The 16,998-nt window shown below is 46.9% G+C and carries 19 protein-coding genes; 14 read left to right on the top strand and 5 right to left on the bottom strand.

From position 1 onward, the window contains the following. The first annotated feature begins 2 nt into the window (after nt 1–2). The 8 genes from rfbC to J2X61_RS02330 all read left to right on the top strand — a co-directional run bounded on the left by rfbC (nt 3) and on the right by J2X61_RS02330 (nt 6,848). Nucleotides 3–548, top strand: a complete 546-nt coding sequence (gene rfbC, locus J2X61_RS02365) for a dTDP-4-dehydrorhamnose 3,5-epimerase (protein WP_310185562.1) — start codon at nt 3–5, stop codon at nt 546–548. Nucleotides 549–563: 15 nt separating this feature from the next. Continuing rightward, complete coding sequence (gene galU, locus J2X61_RS02360; protein ID WP_310185560.1) at nt 564–1,433, top strand: UTP--glucose-1-phosphate uridylyltransferase GalU; 870 nt, start codon at nt 564–566, stop codon at nt 1,431–1,433. 19 nt (nt 1,434–1,452) lie between these two features. After that, entirely contained in the window at nt 1,453–2,469 is a 1,017-nt protein-coding gene (gene rfbB / locus J2X61_RS02355; protein WP_310185557.1) for a dTDP-glucose 4,6-dehydratase, read from the top strand. A 2-nt stretch (nt 2,470–2,471) separates the two neighbouring features. After that, the gene (gene rfbD, locus J2X61_RS02350) at nt 2,472–3,329 is read left to right on the top strand and encodes a dTDP-4-dehydrorhamnose reductase (protein WP_310185553.1); all 858 of its coding nucleotides are present in this window, start codon (nt 2,472–2,474) and stop codon (nt 3,327–3,329) included. Further along, nucleotides 3,316–4,266: a glycosyltransferase family 2 protein gene (locus J2X61_RS02345; RefSeq protein ID WP_310185551.1), complete on the top strand. Its 951-nt coding sequence runs from the start codon at nt 3,316–3,318 to the stop codon at nt 4,264–4,266. Before rfbD ends, J2X61_RS02345 begins: the two co-directional genes overlap by 14 nt. A gap of 94 nt (nt 4,267–4,360) precedes the next feature. Continuing rightward, on the top strand, nt 4,361–5,227 hold the full coding sequence (locus J2X61_RS02340; protein ID WP_310185549.1) for a glycosyltransferase family 2 protein: 867 nt from the start codon (nt 4,361–4,363) through the stop codon (nt 5,225–5,227). Nucleotides 5,228–5,233: 6 nt separating this feature from the next. Further along, the gene (locus J2X61_RS02335) at nt 5,234–6,640 is read left to right on the top strand and encodes an undecaprenyl-phosphate glucose phosphotransferase (protein ID WP_310185547.1); all 1,407 of its coding nucleotides are present in this window, start codon (nt 5,234–5,236) and stop codon (nt 6,638–6,640) included. Between the two features lie 82 nt (nt 6,641–6,722). Continuing rightward, entirely contained in the window at nt 6,723–6,848 is a 126-nt protein-coding gene (locus J2X61_RS02330; protein WP_274466922.1) for a hypothetical protein, read from the top strand. A 32-nt stretch (nt 6,849–6,880) separates the two neighbouring features. On the opposite strand, the gene J2X61_RS02325 is transcribed toward J2X61_RS02330, so the two are convergent. Then, nucleotides 6,881–7,969, bottom strand: coding sequence for an acyltransferase family protein (locus J2X61_RS02325; RefSeq protein ID WP_310185543.1), 1,089 nt, complete (start codon nt 7,967–7,969; stop codon nt 6,881–6,883). 253 nt (nt 7,970–8,222) lie between these two features. Here J2X61_RS02325 and J2X61_RS02320 point away from each other — a divergent pair, with 253 nt between their 5' ends. The 5 genes from J2X61_RS02320 to J2X61_RS02300 all read left to right on the top strand — a co-directional run bounded on the left by J2X61_RS02320 (nt 8,223) and on the right by J2X61_RS02300 (nt 14,189). Continuing rightward, complete coding sequence (locus tag J2X61_RS02320; RefSeq protein WP_274466920.1) at nt 8,223–9,368, top strand: outer membrane lipoprotein-sorting protein; 1,146 nt, start codon at nt 8,223–8,225, stop codon at nt 9,366–9,368. Nucleotides 9,369–9,814: 446 nt separating this feature from the next. Then, complete coding sequence (alr, locus tag J2X61_RS02315; RefSeq protein ID WP_274466919.1) at nt 9,815–10,987, top strand: alanine racemase; 1,173 nt, start codon at nt 9,815–9,817, stop codon at nt 10,985–10,987. A gap of 207 nt (nt 10,988–11,194) precedes the next feature. Further along, a complete protein-coding gene (locus J2X61_RS02310; RefSeq protein WP_028553892.1) occupies nt 11,195–11,476 on the top strand; it encodes a CopG family ribbon-helix-helix protein in 282 nt (93 codons plus the stop codon). A gap of 4 nt (nt 11,477–11,480) precedes the next feature. Continuing rightward, entirely contained in the window at nt 11,481–11,831 is a 351-nt protein-coding gene (locus tag J2X61_RS02305) for a type II toxin-antitoxin system PemK/MazF family toxin (RefSeq protein WP_028553893.1), read from the top strand. A 99-nt stretch (nt 11,832–11,930) separates the two neighbouring features. Beyond that, nucleotides 11,931–14,189, top strand: a complete 2,259-nt coding sequence (locus tag J2X61_RS02300; RefSeq protein ID WP_310185526.1) for a Tex family protein — start codon at nt 11,931–11,933, stop codon at nt 14,187–14,189. A 773-nt stretch (nt 14,190–14,962) separates the two neighbouring features. On the opposite strand, the gene J2X61_RS02295 is transcribed toward J2X61_RS02300, so the two are convergent. The 4 genes from J2X61_RS02295 to J2X61_RS02280 all read right to left on the bottom strand — a co-directional run bounded on the left by J2X61_RS02295 (nt 14,963) and on the right by J2X61_RS02280 (nt 16,367). After that, nucleotides 14,963–15,142 carry a hypothetical protein gene (locus tag J2X61_RS02295; protein WP_310185524.1) on the bottom strand — a complete coding sequence of 60 codons (180 nt, stop codon included), beginning with the start codon at nt 15,140–15,142 and terminating at the stop codon, nt 14,963–14,965. Further along, complete coding sequence (locus tag J2X61_RS02290) at nt 15,132–15,524, bottom strand: hypothetical protein (RefSeq protein ID WP_310185520.1); 393 nt, start codon at nt 15,522–15,524, stop codon at nt 15,132–15,134. Before J2X61_RS02290 ends, J2X61_RS02295 begins: the two co-directional genes overlap by 11 nt. Before the next feature lie 249 nt (nt 15,525–15,773). Next, the gene (cmpA, locus tag J2X61_RS02285) at nt 15,774–15,938 is read right to left on the bottom strand and encodes a cortex morphogenetic protein CmpA (protein ID WP_090818813.1); all 165 of its coding nucleotides are present in this window, start codon (nt 15,936–15,938) and stop codon (nt 15,774–15,776) included. Nucleotides 15,939–16,013: 75 nt separating this feature from the next. Then, complete coding sequence (locus J2X61_RS02280; protein ID WP_274466916.1) at nt 16,014–16,367, bottom strand: hydrolase/acyltransferase; 354 nt, start codon at nt 16,365–16,367, stop codon at nt 16,014–16,016. A 155-nt stretch (nt 16,368–16,522) separates the two neighbouring features. On the opposite strand from J2X61_RS02280, the gene J2X61_RS02275 reads away from it, so the two are divergent. After that, the gene (locus tag J2X61_RS02275; protein ID WP_310185512.1) at nt 16,523–16,996 is read left to right on the top strand and encodes a SprT family protein; all 474 of its coding nucleotides are present in this window, start codon (nt 16,523–16,525) and stop codon (nt 16,994–16,996) included. Nucleotides 16,997–16,998 lie beyond the last annotated feature (2 nt).

The raw sequence follows: 16,998 nt of genomic DNA, 5'->3' as shown, positions 1-16,998 counted from the left end.
CAATGAATATCAAAACAACAAAGTTAGAAGGTTTATATATAATTGAACCCGATGTCCATGGAGACAGTCGGGGCTTTTTTATGGAGAGTTATAATATTGAAAAATTTAAAGTGTTAGGTATAGACTTTAATTTTGTTCAAGACAATCATTCCTTGTCAGTGGAAACTGGTGTTTTAAGGGGACTTCACTATCAATTAAATCCGAAAGCACAGACAAAACTTGTTCGTGTAGCTGCGGGAGCCATTTATGATGTCGTGGTAGATATTCGTAAAGATTCTTCTACATTCGGTCAGTGGATAGGGATAATTTTAAGTGAGGATAATAAGCGTCAGTTGCTAGTTCCTCAAGGTTTTGCACATGGTTTTTGTACGATTGTTCCGAATACGCAAGTACTGTATAAAGTTGATGAGTACTACTCACCTGAACATGATAGGGGTATACTTTGGAATGACCCATCGCTAGGTATTGATTGGCCAACTTCAAAGCCTATTCTTTCTGATAAAGATCAGAAACACCCTTTATTTAAAGATGCAGAAATAAATTTCTAAAGTAGGGAAGCATTAATGTTGATAAAAAAAGCTATTATTCCAGCAGCTGGTCTAGGAACAAGATTCCTCCCAGCAACTAAAGCAATGCCAAAAGAAATGCTCCCAATTGTAGATAAGCCAACTATCCAATACATTGTAGAAGAGGCTGTTGCTTCTGGAATCGAAGACATTATTATAGTCACTGGCAGAGGCAAGAGAGCAATAGAGGATCACTTTGATAATTATTTTGAATTAGAACAAAATTTACTTGATAAAGGTAAATTCGATCTTTTGGATGAAGTTCAAAAACCCTCAAAACTAGTGGATATCCATTATATAAGACAAAAGGAACCTAAAGGGCTTGGTCATGCCATTTGGTGTGCTCGCAAGTTTATTGGTGATGAAGCATTTGCAGTTTTACTTGGTGATGACATCGTTGTATCAGAAACACCTTGCCTAAAACAAATGATTGGACTTTTTGAAGATTATAACTCATCAATCATTGGTGTTAAACAAGTTAGTGAAAAGGAACGTTCGAGATATGGTATAGTTGAGGCAATGGAAGTGAGTGAACGTGTCTACAAAGCAATGAAATTATTTGAAAAACCAACTAGCGATATTAGCCAATCTAATCTAGCAATTATGGGGCGGTATATTCTTACTCCAAATATCTTCGACATTTTAGAAAATACTCAAATTGGTCGTGGTGGAGAAATCCAGTTAACCGATGCCATATCTGAATTAAGCCAATCAGAAAGTGTATATGCTTACGATTTTGTTGGGACAAGATATGATGTAGGAGAAAAGTTGGGGTTTATTAAGACTACAATAGATTTTGCGTTAGAGCGTCCTGAGTTGAAAGGTGAATTAATGGATTATCTAAAGAAGATTGTTGGTACAAAATAAAAGTAGGAGTTAATCTGACATGAAAATCCTAGTAACAGGCGGAGCCGGGTTCATCGGCAGCAACTTTGTTCATTATATGCTTGATCGTTATTCTAATTATAAAATTATTAATTTAGATGCATTGACTTATGCAGGAAATTTAGAGAACCTTACATCAATCCAAGATAACAGCAATTATACGTTCGTAAAAGGCGATATCACAGATGCAGGGTTGGTTAACTCGCTTTTTGAACAAGGTATCGATACTGTTGTTCATTTCGCCGCGGAGTCACATGTGGATCGTAGCATCTTGGAACCTGATGTATTCGTGAAAACAAACGTACTTGGTACCCAAGTACTGCTTGAGGCTGCACGGAAATTTAACATCAAGAAATTTGTCCATGTTTCTACAGATGAAGTTTACGGAACACTTGGTGAAACAGGTCTTTTCACGGAAGAAACACCATTATCACCAAACAGCCCGTACTCGGCTAGTAAAGCTGGCTCCGATCTTCTAGTTCGTTCTTATCATGAAACTTTCGGGCTTCCAGTTAACATTACCCGTTGTTCAAATAACTATGGACCGTATCAATTCCCTGAAAAGTTAATCCCGTTAATGATTGCAAATGCCTTGGGCAACAAGTCTCTTCCAGTGTATGGGGATGGTCTTAACATCCGTGATTGGCTATATGTCGAGGATCACTGCAGTGCGATTGACCTAGTTTTACATAAGGGTATTGATGGTGAAGTATATAATATTGGTGGAAATAATGAGAGAACGAATATCCAGATCGTCCAAACTATTCTGCGCGAATTAGGAAAACCGGAATCACTCATTCAGTACGTTAAAGATCGTCCTGGACATGATCGTCGATATGGGATTGATGCAACGAAGATTACGAGAGAATTAGGTTGGGCACCTAAACATAATTTTGAGACTGGAATTCACGAAACGATTCGCTGGTACCTGGATTATCAGGACTGGTGGAAAAGAATTCAGACCGGTGAATACCAACAATATTTTGCTAAACAGTATGGCGATCGTCTAGGTGTGTAGTGATGAAAATTATAGTGACTGGGGCTAATGGCCAATTAGGACAAGATGTCGTTAAAATTTTAGGTCAACATCATGTTGTTCATGGTCTTGGAAGAGAACAGTTGGATATAACGAATGAGCTCCAATGTCTAGAGGTTATAGAGTCTTTACAACCAGATGTTATTATCCATAGCGCTGCTTATACAGCTGTAGACTTAGCCGAGACAGAAGAGGACATGGCCTATAAGATTAATGCAATGGGGACAAGAAATCTTACTGTTGCTGCTGAGAGGGTAGGGGCAAAGCTTTGCTACATCAGTACGGATTATGTTTTCGATGGGACTGCGGCTATACCATATAGAGAATACGACAATACGAATCCTCAAAGTATTTATGGGAAATCGAAAAGAGCGGGAGAACTGTTGGTTCAGTCGCTTTCGACGAAATATTTTATAGTTAGAACATCGTGGGTTTATGGTGTAAACGGGGCGAATTTCGTGAAAACCATGCTCAAATTAGCACAAGATCGTGATAATTTGAAGGTAGTAAATGATCAGTTTGGGTCACCTACTTATACAGTTGATCTTGCGAACTTCTTAGATGAGCTTGTGCAAACGGAGAGTTACGGTATTTATCACGCTTCAAACTCTGGAGTCTGCTCTTGGTTCGATTTTGCCAGCGCTATTTTTGAAGAAAGCGGGAAACAGGTCAAGGTTCTACCTTGTTCCACGGAAGAATTCCCGCGGCCTGCGCCAAGACCTAAGTATTCGGCAATGGAGCATCTGGCGATTCGTACGAACGGGTTTGAGGATTTGAGACCATGGCGCGAAGGACTTAAGGCTTTCTTAGAGGAATTAGGCGTGAGCAATGGACTCCGCTAGCATCCACATCGTAACCTACAATAGCTCCGAGCACATCGATGACTGCCTGGAAGCCGTTCTAAAACAATCCTATCCCATTGAGCAGATAGTTATTATCGACAATGCCTCGAAAGATGAGACGCTAGAGAAGCTCCGAAAATGGTCAAATAAGATTAATCTTGTTAAGAATACGAAGAACAATGGTTTTGCAGGTGGACATAACCAAGCGATACGAATGACGGAAACGGATTATTGCTTGATTTTAAACCCCGATGTGGTTCTTGAGAAAGATTACGTGCTTAATACAATTAAAGCTATGAAGAACACACCGCGGGCAGGAAGTGCCACCGGGAAGCTGTTATTCAAGACTGATCCAACTCACATCGACAGCACAGGGCTTGTTATTAATAAAGCGCGTAGAGCTTTTGACCGCGGCGCTCATCAGTCCAGCGAGCAATTTCAGCAGCCTGAGGAAGTGTTTGGAGTTTCAGGGGCTGCTGCAATGTATTCCCGTGAGATGATTAACGACATTAGTTTGAATGACGAGTTTTTTGACGAGGATTTTTTTGCATATAAAGAAGATGTAGATGTAGCATGGCGGGCGCGGTTGCTTGGCTGGAAGGCGCTATACGAACCATCGGCTGTCGCGTTTCACGAAAGAGGATGGAAAGAGGGCGGCAGAAGCAGCAAGTCTCTGTTTGTTCGGAGATTATCCTATATTAACCGTTATAAAATGATGGTGAAAAACGACCGCGTTTCTTTGGTGCTGAAAAGTTTTTTTCCGCTGTTCACATATGAATGCCTTAGTCTTGCCTACGCGATCCTAAGAGAACCTAAGCTTCTGGGGGCATGGGCTGATTTCTTTCGCAAGTATTCCGAGCTTAAACAGAAACGAAGTTGGATCCACAACAAGACCAAAGTTAATGCAGCAGAATTAAATAAATGGTTTCGCTCATAAGATTAGCCACAAGCTAGTCTTATTTTTTTAGGCTTATTTTAATATTCGCATGTTATAATAAAAGTAACGAAGTCAAAATCAGTGAGGTTTTCCCTTGGATTTATCAATTATTATCGTCAACTACAAAACGCACGATCTAACCATCGCCTGTACAAGGTCAGTTTTCACGTCAGTTACATCTTACAAATATGAGGTTATTTTAGTCGATAATGCCTCAAATGACGGTATCATCGATTCCGCTAATGATCTGTTTCCGCAGGTGACCTGCATTGCGAATAAGGAGAACGTCGGCTTCTCAAGAGCGAATAATCAGGGTATTCGCGTCGCACAAGGCCGTTACATATTGTTACTCAACTCCGATACGATTGTGCAGGCCGATACATTAGACACCATGCTTCGTTTCATGGACGAGAATCCGACAGTGGGAGCCAGCGGCTGCAAAATCGTTCTGCCCGACGGGTCACTCGATAAGGCCTGCAAACGCGGCTTTCCGACGCCGTCAGCGTCCTTTTACTATGCTTTCGGTTTCTCGAAGCTTTTTCCCAAAGTACCGCGGTTCAATCAATACCAGCTGGGTTATTTGAATCCGGATCACGAATATCCCATCGACTGCCTTGTTGGGGCCTTCATGTTAATCCGCCGCGAAGCTATTGATCAGGTCGGTATGCTGGATGAGGAATTTTTTATGTATGGTGAGGATATAGATTGGTGTTATAGAATTAAGGAAGCAGGCTGGGTGAATTACTATTATCCCCGCACTCAAATCGTACACTACAAAGGCGCCAGCAGTCGAAGGAAGCCTTTCAAAATTATATATGAGTTTCATCGTGCCATGATCTTGTTCCATAAGAAGCATTACCGTAAAAAGTATTCCTGGGTGACGAACTCGATCGTTTATGCAGGGGTCGGCGTGAAATTTTTACTTTCGTTAGCACGAAATAAATTAAGACCAGCGAGGTGATGCACATTGATTCGACAGAGTCAAGGTTTCCTAACCCAACTTTACGCACTGGCCGACTTCATATGTATCCAGCTCGTATTTCTGTTTTCCTGGTGGCTGAAATTCAAAAGCGGCTGGATTCCGTTCGATTCTCCGCTGCCGATTAAGCATTATTTGATGTGGAGTGTCAGTTATGCCCTCATCGCCGTCTTCTTAAGTTACATGACGAATTTCTATACGCCGAAGAGGAAAAAGCAGTTCTCGTACGAGGTTTTTAAAATTATCCAGGTGCATATTTTCAGTTTGCTGCTGCTTCTCAGCCTTTTGTTTATTTTAAAAGAACTCGATGTATCTCGGTCTTATCTTTTGCTCTTTCTTGTAAACAATATTCTGTTCATTAGCTTTTACCGCTATCTGATCAAGATTTCACTCAAACGTGTGAGGCAAAAGGGATACAATAAGCAGTTCATCCTGATCCTTGGTGCGGGCTCATTGGGACGGCAGTTTTATAATAAGCTTCGGCAGCATCCCGAACTAGGGTATGAGGTCGTAGGATTTCTCGATGATTATCAAGAAAAGCATGAAATTCCGCATCACAACTATAAGCCGATTATTGGCAAAATCGACGATCTGGAGTCCGTTTTGAATGAAGTTATTATCGATGAAGTCATCATCGCGCTGCCGTTGGATGCTCACCGGAAATTCGGCCACATCATTAATGTTTGTGAGAAAATTGGTGTCAAAACGTTAATTATTCCCGATTTCTATGATTTCCTGCCGTCTCGACCATACTTCGATAATTTTGCGGAGATGCCGCTTATCAACGTGCGAGATATTCCACTGGATGAGTTCCGGAACCGGATTTTCAAACGGGCTTTCGATATCGTGTTTTCACTTGCAGCTATTGTGATTACAGCGCCGGTTATGCTGGCATCCGTCATAGCGATCAAGCTAACGTCCCCAGGGCCGGTTATCTTTAAGCAGGAGCGCGTGGGGCTGAATCGCAGAACATTTATGATGTATAAGTTTCGCAGTATGAATGTGCTGCCGGAGAATGCCTCGAATACGGAGTGGACGGTGGAGAACGATCCGCGGCGAACGAAGGTGGGGACATTCCTGCGAAAGACGAGTCTCGACGAGCTGCCGCAGTTTTTTAATGTGCTCTTCGGGCATATGAGCGTCGTTGGACCACGGCCGGAAAGGCCTTATTTCGTGGAACAGTTCAAGGAAGAGGTTCCGAAGTACATGGTTAAGCACCATATTCGGCCGGGAATTACCGGTTGGGCGCAGAGCAATGGCTTGCGGGGGGATACCTCGATCGAAGAACGCATTAAGCACGATATTTTCTATATTGAAAATTGGACTTTTCTTTTTGACATTAAAATTATTTGGCGAACGATTATTAATGGATTTATCAATAAAAACGCATACTAATAAATTTTTCACTTTAACCGCATGATTCGTCAACATCTTCCCCATACTAAGCATATACTATGTAGTGCGGGGAGGTTTGCGTATGATCGATCATGATGATGCCTACCAGGATGAACGCTTGTCGATTGGCAAAGGTTTAATTGTGGGTGTGGTGTTCGGTTCCCTGCTGTGGGCAGGTATCATTACCGGGATTGTGTATATGTGGTGAAAGCAAAGATATGACAAAGACTGCCAGGCTATTTAAGCCTTAGGCAGTCTTTTGGTGTTCAGGGTATATGAAGACGATGCGAGAACGGCCTTTAACAAGGAGACGAGCGGTTTCTCAGCAAGTTTGTAAGCTAATAAGCACAGCGGAATGACTACTACCACAATGATCAGATCGGTGAACCAATACCCCAAGCGACCGGCCAAATGAGAAACAACACTCAGCTTCATCAAAACAGAAATGAATAAGAGATGTGTTAACAAAATCGTATACGAAGCATCTCCTAGCTTGCTGAGCATTATGCCCCAAGCAGGTAAACGAAAGTCTTCAGGGATCGATGAGGCACCGATCAGAATACATACAGACGGAATCATATATAACAGGTAGCTATGGTAGGGAACGAACTGAAATCTATTATTGATCCAGATGAACACAAAGCCAAGAAAGCCCAAAACAATCCATGGCTTAAAGCGCACAGGTTTAACATAGGCCACGCATTTCGCCACTAAGCAGCCCAGAAGGAACTCCAGATTCACATCGCTAAACAGAAAGTTCAAATAAAAATGACGGTCAATATCCGTACTAATGAACGGCACTTGTAGAACATGACACAGGGTCAGAACAATCCAAATGGATGCGAGAATATAAGCGGACTTCTTCCTAAGTGCCATCAGCATACCGAACGCGACGTAAAAAAGGATAAAATAACTTAACGACCAAGCAACCGGCAGAACTGGCCCGTGCGTTTGAGGGAGCAGTACAAACGACTTGACTATCGTATCTTTGTGGGTCTCATACCCATAACCGAAGCTTGGAACAAGAAAATACACAGGAAGAACAATAAACGTCATTAACCAATAAAAAGGATAAATTCGAATGATACGGTTGGTTAAATAGGGAATGATGTTCATTTTCGAACCGATTTTGTGGCCGTATGTATGAAAGAGAAGAAAGCCTGTAAGTATGAAAAAGAAATCGACGCCGCCCGATCGTCCAATGGCGCTGACACCCAGGAAGTCGTATTGATAATACTTATAAGACATGGCTGAGATATGGAACAGCATGACGAAGAATGCCGCCGCTCCTCTTGAGGCTTGTAGCCCGATTTTTTGGTTATGACTCAATTTATACGCCTCCGATTGGGTATGATGCGAGTTGATCTAAAGTTCATCATGCCAGATCAATATGAAAAATTGATGTATACGAGCTGAAAGAATGCTGAAAGTAAATAAACCGCTCTAAGATTTAACTCCAACAGAGCTAGTCTTATTTTTTTGACCAAATCGGTCCAAGCTGGTAGCTTGGCTGCATAATCGGCCAAGTCCCCTCATATGCATGTACTATGTTGATGTTAATCATGAGTGAGGGGATGATCGAATGCGCCGGGTCACATGGGTGGTAACAGTGATGATGTGCTTAGCATTGGTTCTCGCAGGGTGCGGGATGGGTAAGAAGGATGCAGGATCTATCGTAAAGGATTTGGATCATGTGATCAGCAAAGCGGATAGCTATCAGGCTTCGGGAAGCATGATTTTGCACACGGGCCAGCAGCCGCAGGAGTATCAGGTGGAGGTGGCGTTCTCGCCGGAGCATTTCTACCGGATCTCGCTGACGAACGCGACGAAGGATGTTACGCAGATCGTGCTTCGCAATGAAGAGGGCGTGTTCGTACTGACGCCTCACCTGAAGAAGAGCTTCCGTTTCCAAAGCGACTGGCCGGAGAATCAAGGACAAGTGTACTTGTTCCAATCTCTAGCCAAAAGTATTATTGCGGACAAGGATCGCCAGTTCACAACGGACAACGATCATTATGTGTTCGATGTCGCGGCGAATTATCAGAATGAACAGCTGTCCCGCCAAAAAATTTGGCTGAATAAGAAGACCCTCGCGCCTGCGCAGGTACAGGTATCCGATGCGAACCAAAACGTGATGGTGCAGGTCAATTTCACGAAGTTTGAGTTTGATGCGAAGTTCGATAAGGATTTCTTCCAAATGGAGCGCAACATGACCAGCTGGAACATGCAAACTCTGCCGACGATGTCCAATGTTGCTGTGACGGATGCCAATCACCCTGCAGCGGGTGTTACAGACAAGAACTTGACGGCAACAGGCGGCCAATCCGACCAAGCTGCCACAGGCACGAAAACGGATGCAACGAAGCCGAACGCCGCGGCAAGCAAACCGCAAAGCATCGGCATCATCGAGCCGAATTACCTGCCTAAGGATGTCGTGAAGCAGGACATTACGGATATGAAGCTGGGCGAAGATGCGGCCGTTCTTCTCAGATACAAAGGGAAGTACAACTTCAGTATCGTTGAGGTCAGACCTCAGTCGAAGTCGGTCTCCTTGCAGCCAGGTGATATTGTGGATCTTGGATTCACGATCGGGGTACTTACCGGAGAAGACCAAAAGACGTTGACATGGACGAATGACGGTGTCGAGTTCCGTATGACAACGGCTGATCTCCCGGCCTCGGAGATGATTAAAGTGGCAATGGCGACGGAAGGACAATCCGGTAAATAATTGAATGATGAAAGGATCTGCTATTAGGAGCAGGTCCTTTTTTTCGCACATCTGAGCCGCGAAATGAGCGGTATTGCACCATTTATCAGAGAAATTTAATGTACCAAAATGTGGGGAGACAGCCAGGCGGCAAACCATGGATAAGTGATGAGGTTGACGGAGGAAGATGCCGCAAATGTGCGAGGAGAGGAGCATCCGGCAGTTTATCAGCGTATCTCGGTGATGCGAACGGACAGGCACATGCTGTAGGGCTTAGGAAGATGACGCGATTTTGCCTTATTTATGGGAGAAAGGTAGGTTGACAGCTTTTCGTCATTCGGATTAACATAGATTTATTGGTCCGAACGGGTTCGGCATTAGGTTGACATTATTGGAAGGGGAGTCCTGCTTGCACGTAGAGCGGGTCTTCCCTTGTCCTTTGCATTTGGAAAAAGAGGTGAACGCTGGTGGATGCTTTTTATCGTCCCACGTGGGTTGAAATTTCGTTAGATGCTCTGCGAAGCAACATTGAAGGTTTTCAGAAGATACTGCCGGCCGGTATGAAACAGATGGCAGTCGTAAAAGCGGATGCGTACGGACACGGGGCTGTGGAAGTATCCAAAGAGGCTCTAGCCGCTGGTGTGGATTATTTGGGCGTAGCATTCTTCGACGAAGCGCTGGAGCTTAGAAATGCGGGTATTACGGCGCCCATTCTAGTTCTCGGCTACACGCCTCCTGAAGGGGTGGAGAGGGCCCGTGAGCTGGATGTGACGATTGCCGTCTACAGCCGGGATGTCCTGGAAGAGCTGCAAGCGCAGCAGCATCGCAAGAAGCTGAAAATCCACATTAAGCTGGATACAGGCATGGGGCGGCTAGGCTTGCATACGGAAGCGGATGCGATTCCTTTCATTGAACAGGCGCTTACGATTCCGAATGTGGAAGTGGAGGGTCTGTTCACGCACTATGCGAATGCGGATGAAGTGGATAAAAGCTATACGCTGGAGCAATATCGCCGCTTTGAGCGGATTGTGAGCTATTTTACGGACAAAGGCGTATCGTTTCCTTATATACATGCCGGCAACAGCGCGGCGGCGATCGATCTGCCGGGGTTAACCTATTCGATGGTGCGTCTGGGCATCTCGATGTACGGCCTGTATCCTTCCGCGGATGTCGATCAGGCGAAAATCGATCTGAAGCCTGTACTTAGCCTCAAAACAGGAATCGTTCATCTCAAAACGCTCCCTCCGGGCTCAGGAATCAGCTACGGCACGATTTATCATACGAAGGGCGAAGAACGAATCGGGACGCTGCCGATCGGTTATGCGGACGGATATTCCCGGATGCTGTCGGGCAAAGCGGAAGTTCTCGTTCGGGGCAAAAGAGTCCCGATTGTCGGACGCATTTGTATGGATCAGTGCATGATCAATGTGTCCGAAGTGGAAGACGTCAAGGCGTTAGATGAGGTTGTGCTTATCGGCGAACAGGACGGCCAGTGTATACGGGCTGAAGATATTGCAGACCAGCTGGGCACCGTAAATTACGAAGTGATCTGTATGATTTCTCATCGCGTTGCTCGTGTGTATGTTCGCGGCGGCGAACGCGTGGATGCTATTAATCCGCTGATGCGTCATCGGTATTAATTGCTTGGCTACATGAATTTACCATATAAAAATTATCCTTCCTATAGAGGAATTTCGGTGGAAGCTATCGAATAGGTAGTGTAGAATCTTATATCTATAGGTGTAACATATTTGATATACGCGTTGCATATATCTATTGTATAATTTGGTTTTCATAATGACATACTGGTAATATTGTCTTTGTATCGTTTCTGGGGGTGCGAGAGTGTGAGCAATGCGCATAATACGAAAAGGATCATGATTAGCTTGCCTGACAATCTGTTGCAGGAAGTCGACGGCATTGTCGAGAAGGAGAACTCCAATCGCAGCGAGTTCATTCGCCAGGCAATGAAGCTGTATTTAATTGAACGCAAAAAGCGCAGTCTACGCGAATCCATGCAGCGTGGGTATATGGAGATGGCGAAAATCAATCTCAGCATGGCATCTGAAGCTTTTCAAGCGGAGGAAGAAGCGGACGGTACGCTTGATCGCTTAGTAAGCGGGGTGTAGGGTAGTGATTGTGAAACGTGGCGATGTTTTTTTCGCAGATCTTTCGCCGGTAGTAGGGTCGGAGCAGGGAGGAGTTCGTCCTGTTCTAGTGATCCAAAATGATATCGGCAACCGCTTTAGCCCAACCGTGATTGTAGCAGCGATTACAGCTCAAATCCAGAAGGCGAAGCTTCCCACGCATGTGGAAATCGATGCGGAAACGCACGGTTTCGATCGTGATTCGGTGATTCTGCTTGAACAAATCAGAACGATCGATAAGCAACGGCTTACGGACAAAATTACGCATTTGGACGAAGAGACGATGCGGAAGGTTGACGACGCTTTGCAAATTAGTGTGGGACTGATAGAATTTTGAATAAGATCTGGAACGGACGAGGGTAAGTGGTTCCCTCGTTTTTTGGTTTGCATACATACATAGAAGTGAGGAATGACAGTGACCTTATTGGATATGATCATGAACAAACAGTTCAATGCCGCCGGCGAGGCTTCGGGCCAAACCGTGGAAAAGACCGATGAGCCGAAGGTGAAAATCGTTCTCTCCGAGGAGAAGAAAGCGGAAATTCAGGAGCGGATCCTCAAGCAAATCTCGGCCGAGCTGCAGCTGCCGGCAGGCAAAGTGAAGACGACGATGGGGCTGCTCGACGAGGGCAACACGATTCCTTTCATCGCCCGGTACCGGAAGGAAATGACAGGCGAGCTGGATGAGAACCAGCTCAGGGATATCGAGGAGCGGCTGCAGTATTTGCGCAACCTCGAGGATCGCAAGCTGGAGGTTGTTCGTTTGATCGACGAGCAAGGGAAGCTGACAGACGATCTGCGCAAATCGATCGAAGGCGCTTCGAAGCTGCAAGAGGTCGAAGACTTATACCGCCCATACCGTCAGAAGCGGAAGACGAGAGCAAGCGTCGCTAAGGAGCGTGGCTTGGAACCGCTGGCGGAGTGGATTTGGAAGCAGCCGCGCCAAGGCTCGCTCGAGCAAGAGGCGGAGCGCTATGTGAACGCGGACAAGCAGGTTGCAACCGCCGCAGACGCCATTCAGGGCGCGATGGACATTCTGGCGGAAAATATCGCGGACGATGCCAAGATCCGGGCTTGGGTGCGCCGATATACGCAGGATCAAGGCATCATCCGGACGGAAGCGAAGGATGCGAAGCAAGAATCCGTGTATGAGATGTACTACGCGTACCAGGAACCGGTCAAACGTCTGCCACCTCACCGTATTCTCGCGATTAACCGCGGGGAGCGGGAGGAGATTTTGAAGGTCAGCATGGACGTGAATGCAGATAAAATACACGAGTATATGCTGAGACAAATTGTGAGAGGCGACTCTGTCGTTCGCGATGTTTTGCGGGCGGTTGTAGAGGATGCATACAAACGGCTGATTGCCCCGTCCATCGAACGCGAAGTGCGCGGAGAAATGACCGAGATGGGCGAGGAGCAGGCGATTAAGATTTTCGCGGAAAATCTGCGCAATCTGCTGCTCCAGGCACCCGTCAAAGGGCACGTCGTGCTCGGTGTCGATCCCGCTTACCGGACAGGCTGCAAGCTGGCCGTCATCGACGACACCGGTAAAATGCTTGAAATCGCCGTGACTTATCCGACACCTCCGAATAATAAGGTGGCGGAAGCCAAGGCGAAGTTCAAGCAGCTGATCAGCAAGCACGGCGTAGAGCTGATCGTCATCGGGAATGGGACAGCTTCCCGTGAAACGGAGCAGTTTGTTGCGGAGCTGATCGGGGAGATCAAGGAGCGGAAGCTCAAGTACTTGATCGTCAGCGAAGCGGGGGCGAGCGTGTACTCCGCGTCGAAGCTGGCGCAGACGGAGTTCCCGGATCTCGACGTGGCCGAGCGCAGCGCGATTTCGATCGCGCGGAGGCTGCAGGACCCGCTCGCGGAGCTGGTGAAGATCGAGCCGAAGGCGATCGGCGTCGGGCAGTACCAGCATGACGTTTCGCAGAAACGTCTGGATGAGAATTTGAAGGCCGTTGTAGAATCGGCCGTTAACCATGTCGGCGTGGACCTCAACACGGCGTCCCCGTCTTTGCTCTCGTATGTGTCGGGCGTGAACGCGACATTGGCGAAGAACATCGTCAAGTACCGCGAGGAGAACGGCAAGTTCAGCTCCCGACAGGAGCTGTCGAAGGTTCCGCGCCTCGGCGCGAAAACCTTCGAGCAGTGTGTCGGGTTCATGCGGATTCCGGGCGGACGGAACCCGCTCGATAACACCCCGATCCATCCGGAGTCTTACGACGTCGTGGATCGGCTGTTCAAGGAGCTGCGCCTGGAACTGGCGCAGCTCGGCTCGCAGCAGCTGCTCTCGCTGCTGCAGACGCTGGAGCCGGAGCAGCTGGCTCCGAAGCTGGGCGTTGGTGTCCCGACGCTGAGGGACATCCTGGAGAGCCTGCAGCGCCCTGGGCGGGATCCGCGGGACGAAGTCCCTGCGCCGATCTTCCGCACGGACGTGCTGCAGCTGGAGGATCTGGTGCCGGGTATGGAACTCACCGGCACAGTGCGCAATGTAATCGACTTCGGCGCGTTCGTCGATATCGGGATCAAGAACGACGGCTTGGTGCACATCTCCCAGCTCAAGAACGGCTTCGTCAAGCACCCAATGGACGTCGTGTCTGTTGGGGACATCGTTCAAGTGTGGGTGCTGAACGTGGACCAGAAAAAGGGCCGTGTAGGCTTGACTATGAAGAAGCCGCAGCAATAGGTTTGGAATCAACAGTTGGCAGATTCGTCTGCCGGCTGTTTTTTTTGGTTGGTATGCAGCTTATGCGGAAATACAGACCGCTATTTCTGCCAATCATGCCTATTTCGCTTAGGAGTGGGAAATAGGATGCTCTATTTACGAAATTTCGTTAATAAATAAAGTGAAATAGGCCTAATAAGGTCGTGTAGTTCCGCTAAGGCAGGGAATTCGTACTTTTTGAGTATAATAGCGGAATGGATTTCCCTTAGACTGTTGAGGGGCAAGGATGTCGAGGCCATAGCCCGGTTAGAGGCGAGTGCGCGTGTAGTGAGCAGGTTATTGTCTCTCGTGTTCTCGTCATCAATATCTCCACATCATCCTCTCCACGAGTTCTAGCCATCCCTGATCCACATCATCCTCTCCACGAGTTCTCGCCATCCCTATCTACACATCATCCTCTCCACGAGTTCTCGCCATCCCTATCTACACATCATCCTCTCCCTGTGTTCTCGCCATCCCAGATCCACATCATCCTCTCCTCGTGTTATCGCCAACCCTAGTCCACATCATCCTCTCCCTGTGTTATCGCCATCCCAGGTCCACATCATCCTCTCCTCGTGCTCTCGTCATCCCAGGTCCACATCATCCTCTCCACGAGTTCTCGCCATCCCAGGTCCACATCATCCTCTCCACGAGTTCTAGCCATCCCTTGTCCACATCATCCTCTCCACGAGTTCTCGTCAACCCAGGTCCACATCATCCTCTCCACGAGTTCTCGTCATCCCAGATCCACATCATCCTCTCCACATGTACTCGTCATCCCAGATCCACATCATCCTCTCCACGAGTTCTTGCCATCCCAGATCCACATCATTCTCTCCCAGTGTTATCGCCAACCCTATCCCCACAACGTCGTATAATCTGCTGCAGCATACCGCACTTGGCCAGCGAGGAAGCGGCAGACTACTGCTCAAGCCCCACCTCCTTCACAGCGTATATGGCTCTGTTGTGCTGCCAAGCAATAATGGTAATAAGCCCCTCCAATAACATGCGATGCAGCCACAGGGCGGCGGTACCAATGTTGACATTGCATTCGGATGCCACCTGGCTAACGCGAATGACACCGTTATGGCGCTTGGCGATATGCAGAATAGCTTGCCGGCGCATATCCCAGATGTGGCCGCCGGGAGCAGACGAGGCAGCATGATAAGCAGCTCTCCTTTCCTGAAGCCAATACACATTCCGCTGAACATTGTCCCTGATGAGCGGAAATAACTCGATGACCGTTCCGGAAGCCCCCGCGTTATCTTTCCGGTTCATCAGCCGACTCATCCAATCCCATTTCCTCGCTTTCAACAACCCATTTCTCCTTTTGCGACGGCGCAAATCTGAAACCTCCTTCACATGGTTATAAAAGAAAAAAGCACACCGACCGCAGAACATTCTGCTGATCGAGTGTGCTTCACTCAAACGAGTATGACATTTATTTACAGTATAGAGGGCTCATTTCAAATATGCAATCATTTTTTGAAAAAATGTTTACTCGTATGTAACCACCAAGGCAAAAAAGCCAGCACCTGTCTTACACAAGTACTAGCTCTTTGATTAGAATTTACGTTTGCCCGGTCCGTCCGTCGATTGGGTGTCAGGCCACTCCTCTTGTGAGCGGCGGGTGCGGTAAAAGTACCAGCTATCATTCAGTAATCGGATTTGTCTGCGGTTTTTGTTCTGGAAGGCCCGCATTAATTGATTACAGAGCCATTGCGGCATATGCCCATCCCCTTCTTCGCCATGTACTTATATCATATGAAGATGAGGGGAGATGGGTGCAGGTCCTTAAGGGATTTAACCTTCAAATTCCTCTTCGTACCACTGTTCCAGCTGCGCTTGCAGAGCGCGGATTTCGGTCAAGAGCGAGATCAGAGGATAAGATTTCTCCTGAATGCCGGCAAAAGTTTGCTCCAACCGGTTCAAATAGTCCAGTCCTTGAATAAGGGTATGCGACGTTCCGATGAGCTCGAGGTCATCACACTCGGCAATAACGCGCGGAAGCTGAGGTACGTCGTCAGCCGTCAGTTTATCCAGTTCTTTGTGCAAGCGCTGGTTCAAGGCGGTTAATTGATAGGAATAGGAAGATGGCATGGCAACGAATTCCAGTTGCTGGTCGAGCTGAAGGATGGCATAGCGCATTTGCGGCATAAAATTGTTTCAATCCTTTCTACGGGAAGCCTACGTTCTTAATATACATACTTGACAGTATAGCTGTACATACGGTACAAATTCAAGTGAGAACTTGTCTAAACCAAGCTAATTGTTGCAAGTTTTCCCTAGAGCACATTGAGGGAGCGTAGAAGATGGAGGACCGGGAGCTTCAGGAATGGATCGAACAAATTTCTTTGGCCTCATTCGGCAGGCCGTTTGTCCATCAGGCGCGGTTTAACCGGAGATTAAGGTCGACGGGCGGGCGCTATTTTACCAAATCGCATGATATTGAAATCTCCTGGGCGCAGTGGGAAACGTTCGGTCGGGAAGAGATTGAGAAAATCATCAAGCACGAGCTGTGCCATTATCATCTGCATATACTTAAGCGCGGCTATAAGCACCGCGATAACGACTTCAAAACGCTGCTGGCCCAAGTGGGCGGATCCCGGTATTGCCAATCGCTGCCGCAGATGCATCCTAAGACAGCCTATAAGTACCGTCTGGAATGTGTCAATTGCCGCACGGAGTATTACCGCAAGCGCAAAGTGGACATCCGCAAATATGCCTGTGGAAAATGTAAGGGAAAATTGAAATCGTATACACTTGACTTACCATCGCCTTCATAATA

The sequence above is a fragment of the Bacillus sp. 3255 genome (assembly GCF_031456485.1).
Taxonomy (GTDB): domain Bacteria; phylum Bacillota; class Bacilli; order Paenibacillales; family NBRC-103111; genus Paenibacillus_E.
The sequence above is the reverse complement of the archived record's forward strand: the minus strand, read 5'-3'. Positions and strand labels throughout refer to the sequence as shown.